General features: G+C 68.1%; 22 protein-coding genes. 6 read left to right on the top strand and 16 right to left on the bottom strand.

The features are described from left to right. Positions 1-3: 3 nt before the first annotated feature. The 3 genes from wecB to DJ029_RS16270 are packed head-to-tail and all read right to left on the bottom strand — an operon-like array spanning position 4 to position 3,328. Positions 4-1,152: a non-hydrolyzing UDP-N-acetylglucosamine 2-epimerase gene (gene wecB, locus DJ029_RS16280; protein ID WP_112323554.1), complete on the bottom strand. Its 1,149-nt coding sequence runs from the start codon at positions 1,150-1,152 to the stop codon at positions 4-6. Next, positions 1,146-2,282 carry a polysaccharide biosynthesis C-terminal domain-containing protein gene (locus tag DJ029_RS16275; protein WP_112323553.1) on the bottom strand — a complete coding sequence of 379 codons (1,137 nt, stop codon included), beginning with the start codon at positions 2,280-2,282 and terminating at the stop codon, positions 1,146-1,148. Before DJ029_RS16275 ends, wecB begins: the two co-directional genes overlap by 7 nt. After that, a complete protein-coding gene (locus DJ029_RS16270) occupies positions 2,279-3,328 on the bottom strand; it encodes an SDR family NAD(P)-dependent oxidoreductase (RefSeq protein WP_112323552.1) in 1,050 nt (349 codons plus the stop codon). The genes DJ029_RS16275 and DJ029_RS16270 overlap by 4 nt, the downstream gene beginning before the upstream one ends. A 248-nt stretch (positions 3,329-3,576) precedes the next feature. On the opposite strand from DJ029_RS16270, the gene mgrA reads away from it, so the two are divergent. Beyond that, positions 3,577-4,608 (top strand): L-glyceraldehyde 3-phosphate reductase, encoded by a 1,032-nt coding sequence (gene mgrA, locus DJ029_RS16265; RefSeq protein WP_112323551.1) that lies wholly within the window; start codon positions 3,577-3,579, stop codon positions 4,606-4,608. 126 nt (positions 4,609-4,734) lie between these two features. Here the strand turns inward: mgrA and ade are convergent, their stop codons facing one another. After that, a complete protein-coding gene (ade, locus tag DJ029_RS16260; RefSeq protein ID WP_112323550.1) occupies positions 4,735-6,429 on the bottom strand; it encodes an adenine deaminase in 1,695 nt (564 codons plus the stop codon). Between the two features lie 233 nt (positions 6,430-6,662). Between ade and DJ029_RS16255 the strand changes: the two genes are divergently transcribed. Next, a complete protein-coding gene (locus tag DJ029_RS16255) occupies positions 6,663-7,775 on the top strand; it encodes a Hint domain-containing protein (RefSeq protein ID WP_198671173.1) in 1,113 nt (370 codons plus the stop codon). A gap of 107 nt (positions 7,776-7,882) precedes the next feature. Continuing rightward, positions 7,883-8,635: an SDR family NAD(P)-dependent oxidoreductase gene (locus tag DJ029_RS16250; protein ID WP_112323548.1), complete on the top strand. Its 753-nt coding sequence runs from the start codon at positions 7,883-7,885 to the stop codon at positions 8,633-8,635. Between the two features lie 12 nt (positions 8,636-8,647). On the opposite strand, the gene DJ029_RS16245 is transcribed toward DJ029_RS16250, so the two are convergent. Further along, on the bottom strand, positions 8,648-10,609 hold the full coding sequence (locus DJ029_RS16245; RefSeq protein ID WP_112323547.1) for a DEAD/DEAH box helicase: 1,962 nt from the start codon (positions 10,607-10,609) through the stop codon (positions 8,648-8,650). A gap of 171 nt (positions 10,610-10,780) precedes the next feature. On the opposite strand from DJ029_RS16245, the gene DJ029_RS16240 reads away from it, so the two are divergent. Next, positions 10,781-12,052, top strand: coding sequence for a hypothetical protein (locus tag DJ029_RS16240; protein ID WP_157966403.1), 1,272 nt, complete (start codon positions 10,781-10,783; stop codon positions 12,050-12,052). A 27-nt stretch (positions 12,053-12,079) separates the two neighbouring features. Here the strand turns inward: DJ029_RS16240 and DJ029_RS16235 are convergent, their stop codons facing one another. Beyond that, positions 12,080-13,054: an NAD-dependent epimerase/dehydratase family protein gene (locus DJ029_RS16235; RefSeq protein ID WP_112323545.1), complete on the bottom strand. Its 975-nt coding sequence runs from the start codon at positions 13,052-13,054 to the stop codon at positions 12,080-12,082. 147 nt (positions 13,055-13,201) lie between these two features. Between DJ029_RS16235 and DJ029_RS16230 the strand changes: the two genes are divergently transcribed. Beyond that, positions 13,202-13,717 (top strand): RNA polymerase sigma factor, encoded by a 516-nt coding sequence (locus DJ029_RS16230; protein WP_112323544.1) that lies wholly within the window; start codon positions 13,202-13,204, stop codon positions 13,715-13,717. Further along, the gene (locus DJ029_RS16225; RefSeq protein ID WP_112323543.1) at positions 13,714-14,442 is read left to right on the top strand and encodes an anti-sigma factor family protein; all 729 of its coding nucleotides are present in this window, start codon (positions 13,714-13,716) and stop codon (positions 14,440-14,442) included. Before DJ029_RS16230 ends, DJ029_RS16225 begins: the two co-directional genes overlap by 4 nt. A 55-nt stretch (positions 14,443-14,497) precedes the next feature. Here the strand turns inward: DJ029_RS16225 and DJ029_RS16220 are convergent, their stop codons facing one another. From DJ029_RS16220 to DJ029_RS16175, 10 genes are all read right to left on the bottom strand, one after another. After that, on the bottom strand, positions 14,498-15,229 hold the full coding sequence (locus DJ029_RS16220; protein ID WP_112323542.1) for a c-type cytochrome: 732 nt from the start codon (positions 15,227-15,229) through the stop codon (positions 14,498-14,500). Positions 15,230-15,288: 59 nt separating this feature from the next. Next, positions 15,289-16,584 (bottom strand): sulfite oxidase, encoded by a 1,296-nt coding sequence (locus tag DJ029_RS16215; RefSeq protein WP_112323541.1) that lies wholly within the window; start codon positions 16,582-16,584, stop codon positions 15,289-15,291. Between the two features lie 122 nt (positions 16,585-16,706). Further along, entirely contained in the window at positions 16,707-17,219 is a 513-nt protein-coding gene (locus tag DJ029_RS16210; RefSeq protein WP_112323540.1) for a GNAT family N-acetyltransferase, read from the bottom strand. Positions 17,220-17,253: 34 nt separating this feature from the next. Continuing rightward, the gene (locus DJ029_RS16205) at positions 17,254-17,799 is read right to left on the bottom strand and encodes a thioredoxin family protein (protein WP_112323539.1); all 546 of its coding nucleotides are present in this window, start codon (positions 17,797-17,799) and stop codon (positions 17,254-17,256) included. Between the two features lie 130 nt (positions 17,800-17,929). Continuing rightward, entirely contained in the window at positions 17,930-19,318 is a 1,389-nt protein-coding gene (locus DJ029_RS16200) for an FAD-dependent oxidoreductase (protein WP_112323622.1), read from the bottom strand. Further along, entirely contained in the window at positions 19,311-20,177 is an 867-nt protein-coding gene (locus tag DJ029_RS16195) for an isocitrate lyase/PEP mutase family protein (protein WP_112323538.1), read from the bottom strand. The genes DJ029_RS16200 and DJ029_RS16195 overlap by 8 nt, the downstream gene beginning before the upstream one ends. Next, a complete protein-coding gene (locus tag DJ029_RS16190) occupies positions 20,174-20,779 on the bottom strand; it encodes a cysteine hydrolase family protein (protein ID WP_112323537.1) in 606 nt (201 codons plus the stop codon). The genes DJ029_RS16195 and DJ029_RS16190 overlap by 4 nt, the downstream gene beginning before the upstream one ends. Next, positions 20,776-22,839, bottom strand: coding sequence for a hydantoinase/oxoprolinase family protein (locus tag DJ029_RS16185; RefSeq protein WP_112323536.1), 2,064 nt, complete (start codon positions 22,837-22,839; stop codon positions 20,776-20,778). The genes DJ029_RS16190 and DJ029_RS16185 overlap by 4 nt, the downstream gene beginning before the upstream one ends. After that, positions 22,836-24,527, bottom strand: a complete 1,692-nt coding sequence (locus tag DJ029_RS16180; RefSeq protein WP_112323535.1) for a hydantoinase B/oxoprolinase family protein — start codon at positions 24,525-24,527, stop codon at positions 22,836-22,838. The genes DJ029_RS16185 and DJ029_RS16180 overlap by 4 nt, the downstream gene beginning before the upstream one ends. Beyond that, positions 24,524-24,937 (bottom strand): nuclear transport factor 2 family protein, encoded by a 414-nt coding sequence (locus DJ029_RS16175; protein WP_112323621.1) that lies wholly within the window; start codon positions 24,935-24,937, stop codon positions 24,524-24,526. The genes DJ029_RS16180 and DJ029_RS16175 overlap by 4 nt, the downstream gene beginning before the upstream one ends. Positions 24,938-24,992: the final 55 nt, after the last annotated feature.

Below are 24,992 nucleotides of genomic sequence, written 5' to 3'. Positions count from 1 at the left end.
GCCCTATCCAAGATCGTTCAGCCGGATCCCGTCCCAGGCGTTGGACAGTTTAGCCGTGCCAAGGATCAGGCTGACCACCCGTTCCGAGGTGTTGGAAATGCAGTAATCCTGCGGGACCGGGTGCGGCTGCCCCGCCGCCTCGCGCGCGGCGAACATCTTCGTCACCGCGTCCACTCCGCCAAGGATGGTGTCGCGGTCCAGACCCGTCATGATCAGGCAGCCCACGTCGATGCCCTCGGGCCGCTCGATCGCATCGCGCGGGGTGATCGCGGGAAAGCCGAGGATCGAGGCTTCCTCGGCGATCGTGCCGCTGTCGGAAATCGCGCAGAACGCCTTCATCTGTAGGTAGTTGTAGTCGTGGAAGCCGAAGGGCTTCAGGAATTGCACGCGCGGATCGGTGGTGCGCCCCGCCAGCCCCTCCATCCGCTTGCGGGTTCGCGGATGGGTGGAGACGATGACGGGCATGTCGTGCCGCTCCGCCAGCGCGTTGAGCGTATCCAGCAGCGCGCCGAGGCGGTCGGCGCGGTCCACGTTCTCCTCCCGGTGGGCGGAGACGATGAAATAGCCCCCTGGCGACAGGTCCAGCCGCGAGAGGACGTCCGACCCCTCGATCCGGTCGCGGTAATGTTCCAGCACCTCGCGCATGGGGGAGCCGGTCAGGTTGATGCGCCGATGCTCGATCCCCTCGGACAGCAGGTGGCGTCGGGCATGCTCGGTATAGACCAGGTTGAAGTCGGCGATGTGATCGACAAGGCGGCGGTTCGTCTCCTCCGGGACGTTGCGATCGAACGAGCGGTTGCCCGCCTCCATGTGGTAGACGGGGATCTTCATGCGCCGCGCCATGATCGCCGAGATGGCGGAGTTCGTATCGCCGAGGATCAGCACCGCGTCAGGGCGTTCCGCCGCCAGTACCTTTTCGCTTTCGCTCAGGATCTTTCCCAGCGTTTCACCCAATGAGCCCCCGCCGGTGCCAAGGAAATGGTCGGGCTTGCGCACGCCCAGATCCTCGAAGAAGACCTCGTTCAGCTCGTAGTCCCAGTTCTGGCCGGTATGGACGATGACGTGATCCGTGAAGTCGTCCAGCCGCGCCATCACCCGGCTGAGGCGGATGATCTCGGGGCGGGTGCCGAGGATGGTCATGACCTTCAGCATGGGCGGCCTTTCTGAAGAACGGGATCTGCATAGGTGTCCGGGGCGGCTGGGTCAAAGACCTCATGCGTCCAGAACAGGGTCAGAAGGGGCGTGGAGCCTGTGTTTTCGATGCTGTGCGTGTGCAGCGTCGGCATATCCACCGGGGCAGGGGCCGCGCCGCTGACCTCGTAGGTCCAGACATCGGGGAAAAGCGCGCGGCGGATGCGGAGCGTCGCCTGCCCCTCTAGCACGAGAAAGCGCTCCACCTTGTTCAGGTGGAAGTGATCGCCACGCGTGACGCCGGTTTCGGTCCAGCTGAGGAACGTCTGCCCGCCGGAGCCCCCCTTCACCGCCTCGAACAACGTTCCGCGCGGGTCGGTGTTCAGTTTCAGCGGGCGTGGGAAGCCGCCGGGATAAAGTGCTGTGCGGTAGCTGTTGAACAGGGCGACGTGGAACGGATCGTCCAGCGCGGGAAAGATGTTGGCGCTGTAGTCCGCATGGAAGCCCTTGAGCATGGCCAGCAGTTCACCCACGGTAGTGTCGCGTCCCTCAGGCTGGGACTGCCCCGCCACCCCGGCAAGACCAGCGTCGATCGCTAGCTGCGCCGCGCGTCCCGCATGGAGAAGGCTGACGCGCCCATCCGGGTTCACCTCGGGCTTCTCGCCCCGGATGATACGGTCAATGAAGGTCGCTGTGACATTGTTGTAGTCGGGCCGTGCACATTCTCCGAAAATATGCGGCAGGATCAGGTCGGTGAACGTGTCGGTAAAGCTGGAAAAGACCGCCGCCGCCCCGGATTTGGAGCGGCCGTAGACGGTGTCTGAACCGGCATGCGTGGAATTGGCATAGACGATGTGGGGCGTTGCGCCGGTAGCGTGGCACGCGTCCACGAGAGTGCGGGCGATAGCGGGGTTTGCATCCGCCATCTCTGCATCGGGGGCGCGGTTGACCCCGGCGAAGTGCAGGATGACGTCCGCCCCGCGGACCGCATTGGCCAGGCTCGTGGGATCGGAAAATCCGGATCGGTCCAGGGCAACCACTTCGTGGGGTGCATCCTCACCCCGAAAGCGTGCGGCGCAATTCTGGGCGTGCAGCCGCACGGCGGCGTGCCACCCGAGCAGGCCGCCCGCGCCGGTGATCACGATCTTCACCGTGCACGCCCCTGCCACTCAGCCACCTCGGCCGCCAGTTCGGGAAGCGTCATCAACAGGCTCTTGATCCCCTCGATGTCCAGCCGCTCGGTGTTGTGCGAATGGTAATCCTCCCGCTGCGCGGTTTCTGTTTCCCCTTCCGAGAAATAGGCTTTGTAGTTCAGGTCCCGCTCATCCATCAGGATGCGGAAATAGGCGTCCATATCCTCGGACTTGGCCAGTTCCTGGGCGCTGGCCAGCGTTTCGTAGAGTTTTTCGGCGTGACGCCAGCCGATGATCTCCACCGGGTGGTCGGGTACCTCGAACAGCTGCTTCAGGGCCTCCACCAGATCGAGGATGGTCGAGGCAGGGGCCTTCTTCACGAACAAGTCGCCCTGGTTGGCGTGTTCGAAAGCGTGCTTCACCAGCGCCACGCTGTCACGCAGCGGCATCAGGAAACGGGTCATCGTCGGCTCGGTCACGGTAATCGGCGTGCCGTCCTTGATCTGGCGCACGAACAGCGGAATGGCGGACCCGCGTGAGTACATCACGTTGCCATACCGCACCAGGCTGATGGTCGTGTCCGCGCCGGGGCCGATGTCGCGCGCGATGGACTGGGCGAGCTTTTCCATCATCGCCTTGGACATGCCCATGGCGTTGACCGGGAACACCGCCTTGTCGGTGGACAGGCACACGAGGCTGCGCACGCCACTGGCCACGGCTGAGCGGATCACGTTTTCCGAGCCGAGGATGTTGGTGCGCACTGCCTCGATCGGGAAGAACTCGCAGGACGGCACCTGTTTCAGCGCGGCGGCGTGGAACACGCAGTCGATGCCACGCATCGCCCGGTCGACCGAGGCGCGGTCGCGCACGTCGCCGATGTAGTAGCGCACGCGGTTGTCGCGCAACGCGTTGCGCAGCGCGTCCTGCTTTTCCTCGTCCCGGCTGAGGATGCGGATCTCGGGCACGCCGTTGTCCAGAAGCTCGCGCAGCATGGTCTTGCCGAAAGAGCCGGTGCCGCCCGTGATCAGGACAGACGCCGGAGGGCGTGGGGTGGGGGATGTCATTGGCCTGCTCATTGTCCTTGCGCGGTTGGCACACTCTAGGCAGCGGCGGCGATCCTGCGCAAGACGTGCGGCCGCCAAGGGCCCGATACTGCGACCTTCGCGCCACCGAACCGAGGTTCCGGTCACGGCGGCCCTGACCGACTGAAGTTGCGGCCGGTCCAGCGTTGCGGCGCTGCCCCTCATCGCACTAGAGTTGTGGTCATATCGACCTGGACGTGGTCCGGGCACGCCCCGCGAAAGGACTTTCAATGACTCGCTATATGCCCTCACCCACCCGATACGACACCATGGCCTATCGCCGCTGTGGGGCATCGGGGCTTCTTCTGCCGGCGGTTTCGCTGGGCCTGTGGCACAATTTCGGAGAGGACGCCACGCATGAGACGAAGCGCGCGATCTGCCAGGCGGCCTTCGACGCGGGGATCACCCATTTCGACCTGGCCAACAACTACGGCCCGCCGCCGGGCAGCGCGGAGGAGGCGTTCGGCCAGATCCTGAAGACCGATTTCGCCGGCTATCGCGATGAGCTGATCATCTCCTCGAAAGCCGGCTACAGGATGCATCCAGGCCCCTACGGCGAATATGGCAGCCGGAAGTACCTGATCGCGTCCTGCGATGCCTCGCTGAAGCGCATGGGGCTGGACTACGTCGACATCTTCTACTCGCACCGCTTCGATCCCGACACCCCGTTGGAGGAGACGATGGGCGCGCTCGACCAGATCGTGCGCTCGGGCCGTGCGCTTTATGCCGGCATCTCGTCCTACAACTCCCAGCGCACGCGGGAGGCGGTGGCGATCCTGAAGGAGCTGGGCACGCCCTGCCTGATCCACCAGCCGAGCTACAACATGCTCAACCGCTGGGTGGAAAAGGATGGGCTGAAGGACACGCTCAGCGACCTTGGTATCGGGTCCATCGCGTTCACGCCGCTGGCGCAGGGGATGTTGACGACGAAATACCTGAACGGCGTGCCGGAGGGCAGCCGCCTGACGAAGGGAAAGTCCCTGCGGCCCGAAATGGTTCATGAGGATGTGATCAAGAGCATTCGCGGCCTGAACGAGATTGCCGAGAGCCGGGGTCAGACCCTTGCGCAGATGGCCATCGCATGGGTCCTCAGGGGCGGGCAGATCACCACGGCCCTGATCGGGGCGTCGAAACCGGGGCAGGTGGTGGAATGCGCGGGGGCGGTCGCCAACCTGGACTTCACCGCCGAGGAGCTTGCCGCCATCGACGCGCTGGCCAGCGAAGAGGCGATCAACCTCTGGGCGCGTTCGTCGGAAGCTTAGCGCCCCAGCAGCGCGGCAGGGTGGGTTGGAAAAACCCACCCTACGGGCGCCGCGCCCGGTCCGGCGCAAGGTGCGTCCGCCGGACCGTTGGTCGGGTAAGGCAGCCCCCCGGGGGGGGGGCGCGCCTTAGGCGATGATCTCGAAGCGGTTGACGTCCACCAGGCCCCGGTCGGTGATCTTCAGCGCGGGGATCACCGGCAGGGCGAGGAAGGCGAGCTGAAGGAAGGGTTCCTCCAGCACCACGCCAAGCGAGCGGGCGGCGGCGCGCAGATCCTCGAGCGCGGCGCGCACCGCCTCGAAGGGCTCGAGGCTCATCAGGCCGGCGACGGGCAGGGCAAGCTCAGCCAGGATCTTGCCGCCCTCGGCCACCACGAACCCGCCTTCCAGCGCGCTGAGCCGGTTCGCGGCCAGCACCATGTCCTCGTAATCCGCGCCGACGGCGACGATGTTGTGATGATCGTGGCACACGGTCGAGGCGATGGCCCCGCGTTGCAGCCCGAAGCCGCGCACGAAGCCGTTCGCGATGTTGCCGTTCTGCCCGTGCCGCTCCACCACCGTGATCCGCGCCAGGTCTCGGGCCGGATCGGGGCGCTTGTCGCCGTCCTCGATGGCGATGTCCTCATGCAGGTGGGCGGTGATGATCTTGCCCTCGATGATGCCGATTACGTCGGTTTCCGCCCGGTTGCCGGTGTCGCGGAAGTCCCGCGCGCTGAGGGCCGGGGCCTTCACCGTGGCGCGCCCCACCGGCGGCAGCGTCTCGCGTGCGGCGAAGGCCGCGTCGTCCACCACGACCCCGGCGCAAAGCACCAGCGATGCGTGGCAGCCCTCAAGACTGTCGATCGCCACGATGTCCGCCCGCTTGCCCGGCGCGATCTGGCCGCGATCCTTCAGCCCGAAGGCCTCGGCCGCGGACAGGCTGGCGGCGCGGTAGGCGGCGATGGGCGGCGTGCCGAGCGTGATCAGGCGGCGGATCATGTAGTCGAGGTGCCCATGCTCGCCGATGTCCAGCGGGTTCCGGTCATCGGTGCACAGGCACATGTAGGCCGAGGTCAGCTCGTTCAGCAGCGGCTGCAGCGCGTCGAGGTCCTTTGAGACGGAGCCCTCGCGGATCAGCACCCGCATCCCCTTTTGCAGCTTCTCGCGCGCCTCCTCGGCGGTGGTCGCCTCATGCTCGGTGCGGATGCCGGCGCTGATGTAGGCGTTCAGGTCGCGCCCGGAAAGCTGCGGGCAGTGGCCGTCGATATGGGCCCCGTCGAACAGGCGCAGCTTGGCCATTGCGCCGGGATCGCGGTGGATGACGCCGGGGTAGTTCATGAACTCCGCCAGCCCGATGCCGCTGGAATGGCCCATGACCTCGCCCAGGTCCTCGGCATCGATCCGCGCGCCCGCCGTCTCCATCTCCGTCGAGGGCACGCAGGAAGACAGCTGCACGCGGATATCCATCACCGTGCGCTCGCTGGCCGCCTGGAAATAGCGGATGCCTTCAAGCCCGATCACGTTGGCGATCTCATGCGGGTCGCAAATCGCCGTGGTCACGCCGCGCGGGGCGACGCAGCGGTCGAACTCGAACGGGGTGACGAGCGAGCTTTCGATGTGCAGGTGGGTGTCGATGAAGCCGGGGACCAGGATCTTGCCCGATACGTCGATCACCCGCGCGCCGTCATAGCGCTCCGCGATCCCGACGATGGTGTCGCCGCAGATCGCCACGTCGCCGTCGATCAGCGCACCGGTCACAACGTCAAGCACCCGTCCGCCGCGAAGGACGATATCCGCCCCTATGTCACCGCGTCCCTGTGCGATCCGCTTTTCCAGTTGATCCATGACATCCCTCCTGCCCGACGTGTTTCGCCGCAACAGACCGCAGCGCGCCGCCGCCGTCCAGTCCCCAAATGCGCGGACCACCGCCAGGGCAGGTGGCGCGCAAAGCATCGCCTGACCCGGCATGATGTTGCCATGAAACGATGCCGCGTGGCAGCGCCGAGAAATAGTATTCCCAAAACGCGATGTCTTGATAGTCTTGCCCGACGCTCATGGACCAAAGTAGCGGAGGCATCATGCCCTACGAACTTTCAGGCTATAAGTGGGGCGACCCGACATTGGGGGAAACCGGGGGCAAGGTGTACTGGTCCGCCGACCTGTCCTCGGGGCTGCAATATGATCCGAACCTGTACTCCCTCTCCGATTTCGAGGACGCCCTGCGCGATGCCTTCCAGGCGTGGGAGGATGTCGCGGGCATCAACTTCGTCGAGACGAACAACCCGGCTCTGGTCGATATCGACGTCACGATGCAGTTCCTGCAAGGCAATACCATTGGCCTGGCGAACATCAGCTACTTCCAGCTTCCGGGATACGGCCAGATCGATTCCGCCAGCATCTACATGGACAGTTCCGAGTTCTGGGTGCCCGACGGCGGCGCCTCGTTCAGTTTCTACTCGGTCGCACTGCATGAGATCGGCCATGCCATCGGCCTCGACCATGATGACGACCCGACCCAGATCATGCACAGCATCATCTACGCCTCGGACCTGGGGGCGGAGGATATCGCCGGGGCGCAGGCGATCTACGGCGTGCTGTGTTTCACGCGCGGCACGATGATCGACACGCCGGATGGGCCGAAACCCGCCGAAACACTGGCCGCCGGGGACCTGGTGATGACCCGGGATCGCGGCGCGCAGCCGCTGACCTGGGTGGGGATGCGCCGCCTGTCGCCCCGCGACCTTGCCCTGTATCCCGAGCTGGCCCCGGTAAGGATCGCCGCCGGTGCGCTGGGGCAGGGGGTGCCGGGCGTCGAGACGCGCGTCTCCCCCCATCACCGGGTGCTGCTGAGCGGCTGGCGCGCCGAGACGCTCTATGGCAAGGGCGAATGCCTGGCCGCCGCGCGGGACCTGGTCAACGAGCGCACGATCCTGCAGGACGCCACCGCGCCGGGGGTCGACTACATCCATCTGATGTTCGAGCGGCATGAGATCGTGACCGGCGACGGCCTGCCCTCGGAAAGCTTTCACCCCGGTGTGGCCGGGATGAGCCACCTGGAAGACGCGGTCCGGGACGAGATCTTCGCGCTGTTCCCCGCGTTGGAGCGCGATTTCGCCGCCTATGGCGGCACGGCCCGCCCGGTGCTGTCGGCGGCCGAGCTTGCCCCGCTTGCCGAGGCGCTGCCGCGCTGAAGCCACCCGGTATCCGCACTGGCCGAGTCCCCCCAACCTGCGGTATGCGGGCAGGGTACGGGTCGCGCCAATCGTCGGCCCGATGGCAAGGATACCAGGAGGATACCATGACAAAGAAGCCCCTCGCGATCGTAACCGGCGGTGCGCAAGGCATCGGCTATGCCTCTGCCGAGGCGCTGATCGAAGACGGGCATCGGGTGGTGCTGGTCGATATCAAGGAGGACGGTGTGAACGCCGCCGCCGCGGCGCTGGGCGCGGATGCCAGCGCCATGGTCTGTGACATGGGCGGCAGCGCCGCGGTGCGCGCGCTGTTCGACACCATCGCGAAAGAGCACGGCGCGCCGACCGCCCTGGTCAACAACGCGGGCATCGCGCAGCCCGGCGACTTCCTGGAATACTCGCTGGAGGATTTTCAGCGCGTCATCGACATCAACCTGACCGGCACGTTCCTGGCGACGCAACTTGCGGCAAAGGCGATGATCGCGGCGGGGATCGAGGGGGCAATCGTCAACATGTCCTCGATCAACGCACAGGTCGCGATCCCGTCGATCCCGGCCTATTGCGCCTCGAAAGGGGGGGTGATGCAGCTGACCAAGGCCGCCTCGCTGGCGCTTGCGCCGCACAACATCCGCGTGAACGCGGTCGGCCCCGGCTCCATCGATACCGAGATGATGGCCGGCGTGAACGCCGACCCGGCGGCGATGGAGCGCGCGATGTCGCGCACGCCGCTGAAACGCCCCGGCACCGCGCGCGAGGTGGGCGATGTCGTGGCCTTCCTCGCCTCGAAGAAGGCCAGCTACATCACCGGAGAGACGATCTACGTCGATGGTGGCCGCCTGGGACTGAACTACACCTGCTGAGGCGCGGGCCGCTCAGTCCCTGCGGCTTTTCGGGGCTTTCTTCGCTGCCTTCGCGGCAGAGATGCGGGCCTTGTTCTTCTTGCTGTTGGACTTGCCTTTCGGCGGCGGCGGCCCCTTGGGCTTGAGCGGCGCGACGCCCGGCTCAGCGCCGCTCGGCTCATAGGCGCGCTTTGCGGGCGCATCCGGTTTCGCCGGACGGCCCTTGGCGCCGGGCTTGGGCTTGCGCTGACGCGGTGCGGGGGCGTCGTTCCAGTCGATTGGCGCCGCGGCATTGGCCTTCTTCGCCGCGGGCGCGGCGCGTTCGGGCGCATCCCCTTTCGGAGCAGGTTTGCCTGAGCGCGCCTCGGAACCGCGATGCGGCTTGGGTGCGGGCTTGCGCGGGCCATTTCCACGCGGGCCACCGGCGGGCGGGGGCGCGTCGGCGGGGCGCACGGTGGTGTCGCCTTCCAGCGTCATGGCAGGGCCGAGCGTGGACAGGAACCCGGCCACCGCGCTTTCGCGGATCTGCACGAAGCTTTCGGAGGCCTGGACGCGGATCGCGCCCACGTCTTCGCGGTTGAGGCCACCGGCCTTGCACAGCATCGGCAGGATGCGCCGCGGCTCGGCGTTCTGCTGGCGGCCGCCGGACACGGCGAACCACTGGCTGGGGCCGAAGGCCTCGCGCGGGGCCGGGGGCGCGTCGGGGTCCGACAGTTCCTCGGGGGCGGAATGCTGCTCGCCGCGCAGGCGAACATAGGCCGCGGCCAACTGGTCGGCCGAGAAACGGGTGGCCAGCTCGCTGGCCAGTTCCGCGTCCGCGCCCTCGACCGGGGTCTGCCATGCCGGATCGTTCAGCAGGCGGGCCATGTCCTCGGCCCGCACCGCGTCGGCGGAGGGTGCGTCGCCCCATTCCGCGCTGAGGCGGCCCTGGGACAGGATTCGCTCTGCCTTGCGCCGCGACTTCGGCGGCGCGATAAGCACGCTGACCCCCTTGCGCCCGGCGCGCCCGGTCCGGCCGGAGCGGTGCAGCAGCGTTTCGTGGTTGCTCGGCAGCTCTGCATGAACCACCAGGTCGAGGTTCGGCAGGTCGATCCCCCGTGCGGCCACATCAGTTGCCACGCAGACCCGCGCCCGCCCGTCGCGCATCGCCTGAAGCGCATGGCTGCGCTCGGCCTGGGACAGTTCGCCCGACAGCGCCACGACCGAGAAGCCGCGGTTCGACAGGCGCGTGGTCAGCCGGTTCACCATGGCGCGGGTATTGGCGAAAACGATAGCGTTTGGCGCCTCGTAGAAGCGCAGCACGTTGATGATGGCGTTTTCCACGTCCCGCTCGGCCACGCCAAGCGCGCGGTAGGAGATATCCGCGTGCTGGCCGTCGTCGCTGCGGGTCGTGATCCGCAGGGCGTCGCGCTGGTAGGTCTTGGCGAGCGTCGCGATCGCCTTCGGCACGGTGGCCGAGAACATCAGCGTCTGGCGCGATTCCGGCAGCGCGGCGAGGATGAACTCCAGGTCCTCGCGAAACCCGAGGTCCAGCATCTCGTCCGCCTCGTCCAGCACCACGGCGCGGATTTCGCCAAGGTCGATGGAATTGCGCATGATGTGATCGCGCAGACGCCCCGGCGTGGCCACGACGATATGCGCGCCCCGCGCCAGCGCGCGGCGCTCGTCGCGCATGTCCATGCCCCCGACGCAGGAGGCGACGACCGCCCCGGCACCGGCGTAAAGCCAGCTGAGTTCGCGCTTCACCTGCAACGCAAGCTCTCGTGTGGGTGCGATCACCAGCGCCAGCGGCGCGGCAGCGGGGGCGAAGGTATCGTCCTCGCCCAATACGGTCGGCGCCATGGCAAGGCCGAAGCCCAGCGTCTTGCCCGAGCCGGTCTGCGCGGAGACCAGAAGGTCCGCGCCCACGGCCTCCTCGGCGATGACCGCCTGCTGGACTGGGGTAAGGGTATCAAATCCGCGCTCTTCAAGCGCGGCGGCAAGGGTCGGTTTCAACGGGAAGTACTCGATTCTGGAAAGGGCTCAGGGTGCGTCCGGACGCACGGGGTCAAGCATGGAACTGCAGGGATTGCGCGCTCTCTAGGCCTTTTGCGCGGACTTGTCGAGGGGCGCGCGTGCCCTGCTTCTATCTGGCGCGGGGCGGATGCCTGTGGTTAGGGTGGGTCCATGCTCAGACCTGCGCTCGCTGTGGCCCTCTTTTCGGCGTGGTGGATCCTGCTCACCCTCGCGCTGCGGGCGATCACGCTCGATGCCGGGGAGTTGCCGGTGGATTACCGCACCTATGCTCTGGCGGCTGAGCGTCTTGGGCAAAGCGGTTCGCCCTATCCGGCGGCCGAAACCGTCCGCGGCACGTGGCAGGCGATGCATGAAAGCGCGCTTGCCGTGTTCCGCCCAGACGCGGCAGGGCCAGACGCGGCAGGGGTCGTATCCGGCCCCTACCTCTATCCGCCGGGTCTGGCGCTGGTGCTGCAACAGACCGGCCTGACCGGTGGGCAATTCCTCGTGCTTCTTGCCGGGGCAACGATCGGTCTTTGCCTCGGCTGGTGGCGGCTGTCCGGCTTGCGGTCGGCGGTGTGGCTTCTGCCCGCGTGCGTGTCCATAGACCTGATCGCCGTCTTCATGGGCGGCAATGTCGAGATCCTGCTGATCGCCCTGTCGCTTCTGGCCTGCCGGCTGCTATGGGCGCGCCATCCCCTTGCGGCGGCACCGGTTGTGGCGGCGGTCCTGCTGGTCAAACCGCAGTTCGCTCTGCTGTTCGCTGCCTTCGCCTGCCTTGGCCTTTGCGCCACGCCCGGGCGGCGCGACTTCCTGCGCGCTTCGGTGATCTGCGCTGGCGCGGCGCTTGTGCTGATCGCGCTCGATATCCTCAGGTGGCCACCGGCGGCGCGGGCGGACTTCCTTGCCTATGCAAGCGCGCCGGCGGAGTTCCTGTATTTCGCCCTGGATGACGCGTCGCAGTGGCCCATGCGCACGTGGAACCGCGCGCCGTTGCAGGTGTTTCTGAACCTCGGCCTGCCGTTTGGCGCGGCGCAGGCCGCGTCGATCGCGCTTTACGGGCTGCTGCTCGGGATCTCGGGGCTGGTGTTGCGCGGGCGCGCGCTGACCTTCGCCAGCGCCTTCGCGCTGGCCTATGCGCTGCTTATCGTCGGGCGGCCGATCACATGGGCGCTGCCGATGCTGTCGGTGTTCACGCTCGCCGCGGTCTGGCCCGCCCTGACGCGGCGGGGGCGGGTCGCCCTCGTCCTGGTGGCGGCTGGCGTCGGCCTGTCGCATTGGGTGGCGTTCGGGCTTTTCGTGGCGGGCATCTGGCCTGGGCTGCTGACCCTGCAGACGCCGGCGCTTCCCTGGGAAACGCTGGTGATCCTTCCGGGGGCCTGGGCGCTGGTCCTGCTGGCCGCGCGCCGCCAGGGCGTGGCCGCACGCACCCCCGCAGCGTGAGGGCTCGCCCGGGAAGGGGCGGGGGGCTCACCTTGGCGCGGGCAGCCGACCCTCCCCGGCGAGTGTTCTGAAGGCTTTCAGCGTCGCGCGGATCCCTTCCTCGGGCGGGATCGAGGGGTAGGCCCCGACGTGGCCGCGGATCGGGGCGTCGCTCAGGTCCGCGGGTAGGGCAAGGGGGCTGCCGGTCACGGTGATCCGGTGATCCGGGGCGATGGCGTCAAGGATGCCAATGCCGTCCTCGACGCTCATGCAACTGCCGTTGAGGTCAAAGACCTCCGCCTCGCCACGCTCGCTTGAGACGGCGGCGATGAAGGCGGCCGCCGCTTCCCCGGCGTAGAGCCAGCTGATCGCGCCGCTGAACGGAATGGCGAAGGGCGTCCCCAGGGCCGTATGCGCCAGCGCGACGCTGAAGCCCGAGGTCATTCCCTGGTCGCGCGCCACCCCGTAGACGACGTTCGGCCGGATCCCGACCGAGGGCACCCCCCAGTCGAGCCAGTAGACCTTGGCCGTGTATTCGTTCGCCAGCTTGTAGGCGCCGTAGAGCGTGGCCAGCATCGGCCCGCCCGGCGGCATGCCGTGCGCCGCCACGGAACTGGCGTAGGCCAGCCGCTTCATGCCGGCGTTGCGCGCGGTTTCCAGCACGTTGATCGTGCCTTCCACGTTTACCCGCGCACCCGCCGCCGGATCCGCCTTGCAGAAGGGCACCTGAAGCCCCGCGAGGTGGATGATGGCGCGAATGCCGTGCCGGGTGCAGATCTGCTCCAGCCGGGCCTTGTCAGTGATGTCCCCGCTTTCCCAGGTCAGCGCCTCGGCCGCCGCGTCGCCCATGACGAGTGCGGGGCGCGTTCGCGCTTCGGAAAGGTCGAAAGCGATCACCTCCACCCCCGAGCGGGCGAGGATCGCGACGGTCCAGGCGCCGATGCAGCCCCCGGCCCCGGTGACCAGGACGGGCCCGTCGAAGCGGGAACGATCGATGAGAAATGGGTCCGTCAGAAAATCCATAAGTGCCTCCCTTGGCTTATGCTGGCGTCACAGTGGCGCAGGCGTGGCGAATCGTCCAGCATTCCGCCCCGCGGGGCCGCGCATCGCTCGCCGCCGCCGGATGCGTTCCGCTTTGACGCATGGCCGCCCGTGGGCCATAGTCATCCCATGGGATCCTTAAGCCAGATCGAGGTGCTGCTGCCCGAGTTGCGGGCCTATGCGCGTTCGATCTGCGAGGGTCACGACGCGGCGGAAGACCTGGTGCAGGATTCCATCGAACGCTCGCTGAAATCCCGGAGCACGCCGAATACGTTGTCCGCGCTCAGGCCGTGGATGTTCCGCGTGATCCGTAACCTGTATTACGACGAATTGCGCAAACGCCGCGTCCGGCGGGAATATGTCGCCGCCGAGAAACGTCTATCCTCACATGGCGCGCCCGTCCCGGACCATGCCCGGGACGTGTTGCTCAGGCTCGGCTTCCGGCGGCTGCCCCCGGACAAACGGGAAGTCCTTTTCCTTGTGGACATCATGGGCCTGAAATATGCGGAAGCCGCGCAGGTGATGGGGGTCGCCGATGGAACCGTCATGAGCCGGCTCAGCCGGGCGCGCAAGGCGCTTCGCGAGATGGTGGACAGCGGGCAGGGGGAAGAGGTGCTGAAGAAGAACAGGGTAGGCGACGCATGATGATTTCCGACGACGACCTGGAGCTTGTCAGCGCCTTTCACGATGGCGAGCTTGACCCGGCGCAGGCCGGGGTGCTGCGCGCCCGCCTGGAAAGGGAGCCGGCCCTGCGAGAGGCGCTTGACGGCATACAGGGGGTCTCGGCGGCGCTGAAAGGGCTGCGCCCGGATATCGCGGCGCTGCCCGGCCCGGTCGCCACGCGGGCGCCGAAGCTCGCGGTGCTGGCCATCGCCGCCTGCCTGGCCCTGACGGTGGCCCTTGTCAGCGTGACCTTCGGCGCGCGGAGTTCCGCGCCCGCGACGCCGTTGGACTGGCATGGTCACTTCGTGGCCCAGTCCTACGTTGGGGACGGTGTGCTGCACCCGGCCGCGGGAACCCGGTGGATGGGGCAGCAGCCGGACCTGTCGGCCGCGAACCTGACGCTGGTCGATTTCGCGAAGGCGGGGTCTGGCGGGTTTTTCCTGCATTATTCCGGCGTCAACGGCTGCCGCCTGACCTTTGGTACCCATACCGCTGCGCCGCGCCTGCCGGGGCGTGACCCGGATCTTCTGATCGCAAGCTGGTCTGGGGGCGAGCTGCACTACTCGGTCCTGGCCGTGGGCATGGACGCAGACCGCTTCCATGCAATCGCGGCGCTGCTGAAGGAGGATACGGAGCGCGAAAGCCCCGCCGCGCCGCTGTTCGCCGCAGCCAGGGATGCGACGAACCAGGCAGTGCCCTGCGCCTGAGGTGTTCCGGCCCTGTGGGCCCAGGTCGGGGCAGGGGCGCTGCTGAAGTCCCGCCTCAGGGGCGCGGGAAGTTGGGCCTGTCCGTGTTGTAGTGCGCGGCCAGGTAGTCGAGGATGATATTGCGCTCGTCCTCGGGCAGTTCGGCCATGCCCTGTTCCTCGATCATCCAGTCGAACAGCTTGTCCCAGCCTTCGCGCGTCTTGCCCTGCTGGGCGACGATCATCTCGGAATGGCAGGCGGTGCAGGCGTAATAGGTTTCCTCGGCACCGGGGGCGACGACGAGTTGTCCGAAGTCCTCCTCGGCGGGGGCTTCCGCCTCGGCTGTGGCCTGCGTGTCCCCGCTGGCGGCTGCGTCGGACCCGGCCCCGGCCAGGTCGAGCGGCGCATCGCTCTGGCTGTTGAGGTAGGCGATGACATCCGCACGCTCTTGTGCGTCGCGAAGTCCGCGGAAGCTCATGCGAGTTCCGGGCACGTTGCCGCGCGGGTCCTCAAGATAGGCGTCGAGGCGCTCGGGCGTCCACGCGCCGCCGAGCTCCTGCATCGCGGGGGAATAGCGGAACCCCTCGACCGAGGCGACCTCGCGGCCCACCACGCCGTAAAGGTCCGGGCCGACGCGCCGCGCCCCGCTGTTGTCGATCGCGTGGCAGGTCTGGCACTGGCGGAAGATCTTCTCACCCGCGCCCTGATCGGCGGAGGCGAGCCGCGCGCCGATGTCCTGTGCATAGCCGGCGGGGGCGAAGGTGACTGCCGCCGCGCAAACCGCGGCTCGGAAAAATGTGAATGTCATGCTGCTTTCTGCTCCATTCTGGCTGCGAGGGGGTGGCGGGAAGCCCGCCACCCGCCGCTTCAGCCGACCCGCAACCCGACGCGGTGCATCGAGTTGTTCAGATAACCCTTCGGGTTCCAGTCGATCGCGAAGGGCTGCATGATGCCCTCGCTGTCCGTGGCGCGGGCCCAGACCTCGTAATAGCCGGCCTCGGGGAAATCGACAGTGGCGCGCCAGTTCTGCCATGCGCCGTCGTTGGCCGGGGCATCCAGCGTGGCCGCCTGCCACGTCGCGCCGAAGTCGATGGAGATGTCCACGCGATCGATCGTGCGATCGCCTGACCAGGCATGGCCCCGCACCTCGGTCGACATGGCCGTCGAAACGCCGTTGGCGGGGAAGGTGACCAGCGATTTCACCGGCATCCGCTCGATGATCACGAAGTCTTCCTCGGGCACCTCTGCCCCGGCGGAGACCGGGTAGGCCGGCACGCGGTAGGAGGTGCCGGTCATCTTCGGCCCGTCGTGCACCACGTCGCGCAGCTCGATCCGCGTCAGCCATTTCTGCGAGCAGGACCCCGGCCAGCCCGGCACGACAAGGCGTAGCGGCGCGCCGTTCATCGGGTGAAGCTCGGCCCCGTTCATTTCGAACGCGATCAGGATGTTGTCGGTCATCGCCTTGTCGATAGGCATCCCGCGAGAGATCGGGATCAGATCGGGATTGCCCGACAGATGCGCGTCCGCCCCGTAATGCGCGGTGTAGATCACGTTGGACTGCACGCCCGCCGCCTCGAGCACGTCCTTCAGGCGCACGCCGGTCCATTCCGAGCAGGCCACCGCGCCATAGGTCCACTGGTTACCGCTTGCGGGCGGGTCGAAGAACGCCCGGCCGTTGCCGCCGCATTCCACGGTCAGCGCCATGGTGACCACCTCGAAACGGTCGCGCAGGTCGGCGATGGACAGCTCCAGCGGGCTGTCGACCAGCCCATCGACGGTCAGCGTCCAACCCTCGGCGCTGGTGTCGTCGGGCACGAGGCCGTTGTTGCGGATGAAGTGCCGGTTGGTCGGCGTGATCGCGTCGTCCAGCAACTCGGGCGGGGTTTCCGCGTTGAGCGGGCGGTCGTTCAAAAGCGTCAGCCCGTCCTTGCCCATGATGGGGTTGCCCTGCGCCATGGCGGCGGGGATGAACCCCTGCGGGATGTTGCGGTGGAAGGGGATCGCCATGCCCACCGCCGCCGTCATGGACGCGAGGCCCGCGCCCTTCAGAAACCCTCGGCGATCCGGGAACGACTTTCTTCCGAAGACTTCGCGATCCGCCGCTTCCGGGTCTTCCGCGAATTTCGCGCGCAGATCGTTCCCGTTGTTTCCATCTGGTGACATGATTTCCTCCCTTGGCTTTTGCAACGCACACAGGGTGCATTCCCTTACTAACGTCCAAAGGCGGGCGGCTATTCCATCGGGTACGAAATTCCTTCAGGGGACTGCGCGTGTGGCGTCCGGTGTCACCCGGTGCGGTGGTCCGCCAGGTCGAGCGTGAAATCGACCTGCCGCAAGCGCTGCCCGAAGGCCGTGCGCTCCGCGCCCGTCGTGCCGAGAAAGCCGAGGGCGGCATAGAGCCGGCAGGCGTCCCGGTGCCGATCGAAGGTCGAGACGAGGACCGTCTCGACCCCCTCGCGCGCCGCATGGTCGAGGATACCCGTCAGCATGGCCTTGCCGATGCCGCGCCCGCGATGCGCCGGGTCCAGGTAGAACAGCCGGATCCGCCCCGCAGCGGCCGTTTCGGCACAAAAGAAGATGCAGCCGACCCTGTGCCCGGCGGCTTCGGCGATGGTGAAGCGGGATCTTCCATCGCCGATCCGGGCCTCGAGCAGGTCGAGCGCGCCGGACACCGCGTCACCGAAGTCGGGGCTGAATCCCTCGGCCTTTTCATAGTGGTGCAGATGGGCGGCGTGCACCCAGTCCCTGTCCGTGGACCGGTAGCTGCGGAAGGTGATCGCGCCGTTGTAGGGCGTCATCCTGTCGGCCCCGGGCGCATCGGTTCCTTTGGCCTCAGGTCCACTTGATCGAGCATCCCATGGAGGGGGGGTGCGCCCTCGGTCCGTTGCCCGTGCGGGCGATCATCCGCATGGCGTTCACCAGTTCGGGCGTGCGGTCGCTGGCGTCGCCCCGGCCCGCATCGTCCAGCCGGCCACGGTATTGCAGCGCGCCTGAGCTGTTCAGCCCGAAGAAATCCGGCGTGCAGACCGCGCCATAGGCCTTGCCCACCGCCTGATCCTCGTCGATCAGGTAGGGAAAGGGGAAGCCATGCGCCGCCGCGAAGTCGGCCATCTTGCGGGGGCTGTCTTCAGGGTAGGCCCGGTAGTCGTTCGACATGATGGCCAGCACGCCGATCCCCTCGTCCATCAGGGTTCGCGCGTCCTCGGCCAGCCGGTCGGCGATGGCCTTCACATAGGGGCAGTGGTTGCAAATGAAGGCAATCAGCAGGCCGTTCCCGCCGAGGTGATCGCGCATCCGATGCGGCTGCCCCGTGGTATCGTCAAGGGTGAAGTCAGGGGCCTGCCAGCCGAAATCGCAGGTCGGAGTATCGAGGCGCATCGCTGCCTGTCCTTTCGCTGCCGCGCGCCCCGCCGGTTCCTTGGGGGCGAGGCGCACTCAAGGGTGCTACCTTCAAGGATAGAGGCGGGGGAGGCCGCGTTTCAAGCCGTCGCAAACACCAGCGCGTCGCTCAATCCCCGGCCGATCCCCGGGCCATGCCGGCGGCGCGGCCGAGGACCACCGCCGTCAGCAGGCCGTTGCCCGACAGGTACCCCGCGTCCCCGTCCCCCGAAACGCCGCAGGCCGCGCCCCCGGCGGCGAAGAGGTTCGCGAAGGGTTGTCCCGCTGCATCCAGCACCCGCCCCTTGGGGCTGACCACGAGCCCGCCTTGCGTGTGGAACAGCGCGCCGGTTACGCGCACGCCCAGGAAGGGCGGCGACAGGCGCGGCCCCTGGAACACCCGGCCAAAGGCGTCGGGTGTGGCATCGGGCGGGATCGCGGCGACGGTCTGCGCCAGGGCCGGGCCGGGCAGTCCCAGCGCCTCGGCCAGGTCCGGCAGGGTGTCCGCCTGCACGAACGCGCCCTCAGCCTCGGCGGTGCGAAAATCCTCGAACTGGCGGGCGATGGCGGCGATCCTCGCGTCGAAGATCGCCCAGGCCGCGCCGCCGGGCTGGGCCATCACCGCGCGGGCTGCCTCGGAATAGCCCTGGGCTTCGTTCCAGAAGCGCTGGCCGTCGCGGTTCACCTGCACGCCGCCCTCGGTGATCACCGCCCAGGTGATCAGGATGCCATGGGGATGCGCCACGTTGCCATGCCCCTGGTACGCCCCGAGGTGGCGCGTTCCCGCCCCCATGGCGCGGCCCCAGAGCACCGCCTCGCCCCGGTTGCCGTCATGGCCGAACCAGAGCGCTGTCTCGATCTCGGGCATATGCTCGGCCACCATCGCGCGGTTGCCGCCAAAGCCGTTGCAGGCCAGGATCAGGCGGGCGCAGCCGATCGCCTCCTCGCTGCCGTCGGGGCGGGTCAGGGTGACGCCGGTCACGCGGCGCCCCGTCACATGCAGCGTGGTGACCTGCGCCTCGTAGAGCATCGCGATATCCGTCCGCTCGCAGGCGGTGCGCAGCGCGTCCACCAACTCCCGCCCCGAGCGTGAGGGCAGCCCGTGCATCCGTCGCTGGCCGTGGCCGGGATAGTCGAAATCCGTGACCAGCGAGAACGCCAGCCCATGCGCATCCGCCAGCCATTCCAGCGCGGGCGCCGCGCCCTCGGCGATGGACGCGACGAACCCCGGGTCGTTCTGCCCCTTCGCTTTCTTCTGGATGTCCGCCGCATGGGCCGCCGCGCTGTCCTCGATCCCCGCCGCCGCCTGCCAGCGCGTGCCACCCGCCGGGATCAGCCCCGCCGACAGCGCGGTGGAGCCGCGCGGCAGAGCGTCCCGCTCAACGATCAGCACCTCTTGCCCGGCGTCCCGGGCGGCGAGTGCTGCGGTCATGCCGCAGGCCCCCGCGCCGACGATCAGGGTTTGGACCGTCCAGCCGAAACCGCCCTCAGGCGGCGCGGCGATGCCCGGCTCACGCATCGCCGCCGTCATAGTCCTTGCCCCGCGCCAGCAGGTCGGCGGTGCCGAGGCGCTGGTTCAGCCCGTCGAAGTCGAACATCCGGTCCGAGAAGGGGCGGGTAGTGCCATGGCTCGCAAGGCTTTGGTAATAGTCCTCCGCCGTGCGGGCCAGCGCGCGCACGATGCCGCCGGGAAAGATCACGATGTCAAAGCCGAGGGCCTCAAGCTCCGTCGCCGCGCCGATGGGGGTCGCACCACCTTCGACCATGTTGGCCAGCAGCGGCACGCGGCCCGCGAATTGCGTCGTGATCCGGGCCTGTTCGTCGGCCGAGCGGGGGGCTTCGATGAACAGCACGTCCGCGCCGGCGGTGACATAGGCCTCGCCCCGCTCGAGCGCGGCGTCGATCCCGTCCACGGCGATGGCGTCCGTGCGCGCGATGATCAGCGTTTCAGCGCTTGTCCGCGCGTCGGCCATGGCGGCGATCTTGCCCGCCATTTCCGCGGCCGGGATCAGCGACTTGTCCTGCAGGTGGCCACATCGCTTGGGATAGGTCTGGTCTTCGAGTTGCAAGGCTGACGCCCCGGCGCGCTCGTAAAGCCGCATGGTGCGCTGGGCGTTGAGCGCGTTGCCGAAGCCGGTATCCGCGTCGATGATCACCGGCAGGTCCACCCGGTCGCGGATCAGCGCCATGGTGTCGGCCATTTCGGACACGGAGGTCAGCCCGATGTCCGGCCGCCCCAGCCGCGTGTAGGCGACCGCCGCGCCGGAAAGATACAGCGCCTCGAACCCCGCCGCCTGCGCCAGCAGGGCGGTCAGCCCGTCATAGACCCCGGGGGCGAGCACGATCCCGGGCGCGGTCAGGCGGGTCCGGAGGCTCATGCGGCCTCCAGCAGGTTCAGCGCCTCGGCGCAGGTCATCTGCTCGGTCACCGTGGCAAGGGACAGCAGCGTCGCCGCGTGCACTTTCGGATCGAAGGCGGCGCAGCCGTCGGTCAGCATGATCGTATGAATGTCGCGCAGATGCGCATCGCGCAGCGTGCTCGCCACGCCGCCGTTGGTGACGATGCCGCCGACGATCAGCGTCTCGATCTTCATGGCGCGCAGGATGTATTCCAACCGCGTCTGGTAGAAGGCGGAATAGGCCACCTTCTCGACGGTGAAATCCGCCGGGGCCAGCGTGTCCACCAGCGCGTTGCCGAAACTGCCGGGCGCGAAATCCCCCCGGCCGAGGAAGGGGCGCAGCTTTTTCAGATGCTCCGCGATCAGGGGCTCTCCGCCCGGGCCGGGCACCAGCGTGAACTGGGCCGAGACATAGATCCCGCCCTTTTCCTTCAGCGCCGCCGCCAGTGGCGCGATCCGCCCCGGCAGCGCCTGCGCCAGGGGCGAGGCCTGTCCCGCCCGTCCATAGGCCCCCTCGGGGTGCAGGAAGTCGTTCTGCAGGTCGATCGTCAGCAGCGCCGTGCGTTTGGGCGAAAGGCTCATGGGCGGGGCTCCAGGATCAGGTTGCCGAAGGGGTCGACGGTGGCTTGCAACCACGGCTCCACCAGGATGGTCGTGTCCGACTGCTCAAGGATCGCGGGGCCGGGGATCACCGCGCCCGCGGGCAGGGCGAGCCGCTCGTAGATCGCTGTTTCCGCCCAGGCATCGGCGAAATGCACCTGGCGGTGGCCTTTCAGCGCGTCTTCCGCGCTGCCGGTGGCCACGGGGGCCAGCGTCATCAGGTCGAACCTCGGCCGCCGCCCGATCACGGCCGTACGTAGGTTGATCAGCCGCCGCACGCCCTTGGGCAGAAGGCGACCGTAGGCGGCGGTATAGGTCGCATCGAAGGCCGCCGCGATCTGCGCATGGGTCGGCGGCGTGACGCGGCCATCGGTGACAGTAACCTCCAGCGGGACCGAGACGGTGTGCGTCTGCCCCGCGTAGGCCATGTCCAGCTCGAAAACCATGTCCTGGGACAGGAAGCTGGTGCCCGCCGCCGCCAGCGTCTTTTGCCCCGCGTCCACGTGATCCTGCATCACCTGCGCCAGCGCGGCTGTATCCACGCTGTCTGCCATGGCGTTCAGGGTCTGAACGAAGTCCTGGCGCATGTCCGCGATCACGCAGCCAAGCGCCGAGGTCACGCCCGGATAGCGCGGCACGATCGCGCGGCCCAGGCCGACTTCCGCCAGCATCGCGCCCGCGTGCAGCGCGCCGCCGCCGCCGAAGGGCATGAAGGCGAAGCGCTTGGGGTCGAACCCGCGCTCGATGGACACCAGCCGGATCGCCCCGGCCATGCGGGCGTTGGCGACCTTCAGGATCGCCTCGGCGGCGGCCATGGTTTCCAGGCCCAGCGGCTTGCCGACATGGGTATCGATGGCGCGCGCGGCGGCCTCGACATCAAGGCGCTTGAGCTTTCCGCCGATGGGATTGTCTGGATCGATCCGGCCCAGCACCACGTTGGCATCCGTCACCGTGGGCCGGTCATTGCCGCCGCCATAGGCCACGGGGCCGGGATCGGACCCGGCGCTTTCCGGCCCGATGTTCAGCAGCCCGCCCTTGTCCACCCAGGCGATGGAGCCGCCGCCCGCGCCGATGGTCGCGATCTCGATCATCGGCTGGCGGATGACCATGCCGAAGTCGATGCTGGTCTGGGGCGACAGCACGGTCTGCCCCTGGGTGATCAGGGACACGTCGAAACTGGTGCCGCCCACGTCGCCGGTGATCACGTTGGTGAAGCCTGCCGCCTGCGCGATATGGCCCGCCGCGATGACCCCCGCGGCGGGGCCCGACAGGGCGGTGCGGATTGGCAGGCGGCAGGCGGTATCGGTGCTCATCACGCCGCCGTTGGATTGCACGATCATGAACTCGCCCTTGAAACCGCCCGCGTTCAGCGCGCTGGCCAGCCGGTCGAGGTAGCCCGCCACCTCGGGCTGGAGGTAGGCGTTCAGCGCGGTGGTGGAGAAGCGCTCGAACTCGCGGATCTCGGGCAGGATCTCGGACGAGCAGGAGACATGGGGGTTCGGCCAGAGGCCGCGCACCAGCTCTACCGCGCGGCGCTCGTTCTCGGGGTTGGCGTAGGCGTTGGCGAACAGGATGGCGACCGCTATGCATCCCTGCTCGAGCAGCTGGCGGGCTGCGGCTTCGACGGCGGGCAGGTCCACAGGTGTCTCGATGGTGCCGTCGGCCAGCGTGCGCTCGGGCACTTCAAGGCGCAGGTCGCGGGGCACGACGGGGGTGAAATCACCGCGCAGGCCCCAGGTGCGGGGGCGGTCGCGGCGGCGCATCTCCAGCACGTCGCGCAGCCCTTGCGTGGTGATAACGCCGATCTTCGCGCCCTTGCGCTCCAGCAGCGCGTTGGTGCCGGCGGTGGTGCCATGCACCACGGCGGCCACCTTGCCAAGGTCGTCCACCTGCTGGGAGATCCCGTTCAGGAAGCCGCCGGACTGGTCGGGCCGGGTGGTCGGGACCTTGGCGATGCTTGCCTTGCCGGTCGCTTCGTCCAGCACGAAAACATCCGTGAAGGTTCCGCCGACGTCGACGCCGATGACGGTTGCGCGGCTCATTGCCCTGCCTCCCGCCAGGCAGACCCGTAGGCGGCGTCGGCCTCCGCGTCCGAGACATAGCCGAGCGCCACGTCCCGCGCCACGTACCCGGGCGCGCGCTCGCTCGCGGGGCCGAAACCGCCGCCGCCGGGCGTGTCGAGCCGCACCCGCTGGCCGCGTTTCAGCCGGATCCCGCGGATCTTCGAGGCGAGCGGCGGCGTTTTCCACCCCTCGTCCGTCTGGTAAGCGAAAGCGTTCAGCGCTGCCGTTGCGCCGCCTGCCGCGCCCTGCGGTGCGAAGCGGCCACGCTCTCCGAACAGGAAGGCCTCGGCGGTTTCCTCGAGCAGCTCGATCTCGTAGGTCGCGCCAAGCCCGCCGCGGTGCTGGCCCGCGCCTGCACTGTCAGGGCGCAAGGCCCATTGGCGGAACACGACGGGATAGGCGGCCTCAAGGATTTCCATCGGTGGGATCGTCGCGGTGGAGATCGGCGCGTTGCCGTGGTTCAGCCCGTCGCTTTCCGAGGTCCCGCCATGCCCGCCCCCGTAGAAAGAAAACATCACCCAGGGCGCGCCATTCGCGCGTTTTCCGGCGATCGACAGGGCGTTGATCGTGCCATAGGCGTTCGCCGGCACCCGCTCCGGCGCGGCTTTCGCCATGGCCGAGAAGATGACGTCGATCATGCGCAGGATCGTCTCGGTATAGCCGCCCACGGGAGCAGGGAAGTCGGCCGAGAGCAGGCTGCCCTCGGGCACGGTGATGTCGATGGGGCGCATGACGCCCGCGTTCGCGGGCAGGGCGGGAAAGATGTGCTTGATCGCCACGTAGCAACTGGCCACGGCGGTGGGTAGGGCGATATTCACCGGCCCCGCCGTCACCGGCGCGGTGCCGGTGAAATCCAGGTGCAGCCGGTCGCCCGCCACCTCCACCGCGACGCGGATCGGCAGGGGCGTGTCGGTGATCCCGTCGTTGTCGAGGAAGTCCTCCGCCTCCCAGCGGCCATCGGGCAGGGCGGAGAGGTCGGCGCGCATCAGTGCCTCTGCCCGGTCGGTCAGCGCGTCGAGTGCGCCTTGCACCGTGTCGCCGCCGTATTCGTCCAGCAGCGCGTCCAGCCGCTTCACGCCAAGGTCCAGCGCGCCGAGTTGCCCGTTCAGATCGCCCATCGCCGACTGTGGCAGGCGGGTGTTGCGCATCAGGATATCCACGATGTCCTGTTGCAGAACGCCGCCCCGCGCGATGCGCACCGGGGGCAGGATGAACGCCTCCTGGTGGGCATCCGTCGCACCGGGGTTGTAGTTGCCGGGCACCGCGCCGCCCACGTCGTGCCAGTGCCCGACCGAGGCGAGGTAGCAGAAGATCTCGCCGTTGCGGAAAAAGGGCCGGACGAGGCGCATGTCGCTGAGATGCGTCCCACCTATATGCGCATCATTGAATATGTAGATGTCGCCGTCCGTCATGTCGCCATCGGCGGCCGCCTTCTCGATCACCGCCTGCACCGCAAAGGACATCACCCCCACGAAGATCGGCAGCCCCGACTTGCCCTGCACCAGCGTATCGCCGCTGCTCGCGTGGTAGATCCCGTGCGAGGCGTCATGCGCTTCCGCGATGATCGGGTTGAAGGCCGAGCGGAACAGCGTGGCGTCCATCTCGTCCGCGATCTGCTCCATCCGTCCGGCCAGGACGGCCAGCGTGATCGGGTCGATGCCGCTCATGCGCGAAGCCCCTTGTGCTCGGCCAGGTCGTTCCAGACGTCCTGGCGGGTGATCAGGCCGCCCTCGATTTCGAAGCGGTCGATGAAGCGGATGCCGTCGAAGGGTTGCCCGTCGGGCCAGAGCCCGTGCAGCGTGCCCCGGCAATAGACGATGGCGGTCGCGCCGTCCTGAAGCACGTCGAAGCCCGACAGGTGCTTGCCGACGCGCTGGTAGCGGGGCGCGGCCCAGTCCAGCACCTCCGCCAGGTCGCGCATCTCGCCCGTGGCGGGGAAGACCGTCCGCAGGCCGGGCGACAGGCAGGCGCGCGCCGCCTCCAGGTCCCGCGCCTCCAGTGCCGCAAGGAAACGGCGGACAAGCCCCTCGGCAGGGTGCATGGCGGTGGCGTCGGGCGGGTGGGACGTGTCTGACATCGAACCTGTTCCGTGAAATCTGTCATATTTGTAGAACAGATACATGTTCGATCAA

The organism is Oceanibium sediminis (assembly GCF_003265325.1).
GTDB classification, from domain to species: Bacteria; Pseudomonadota; Alphaproteobacteria; order Rhodobacterales; family Rhodobacteraceae; genus Halovulum; species Halovulum sediminis.
Note: the sequence above shows the minus strand (reverse complement) of the source record. Positions and strands in the feature narration are given on the sequence as shown.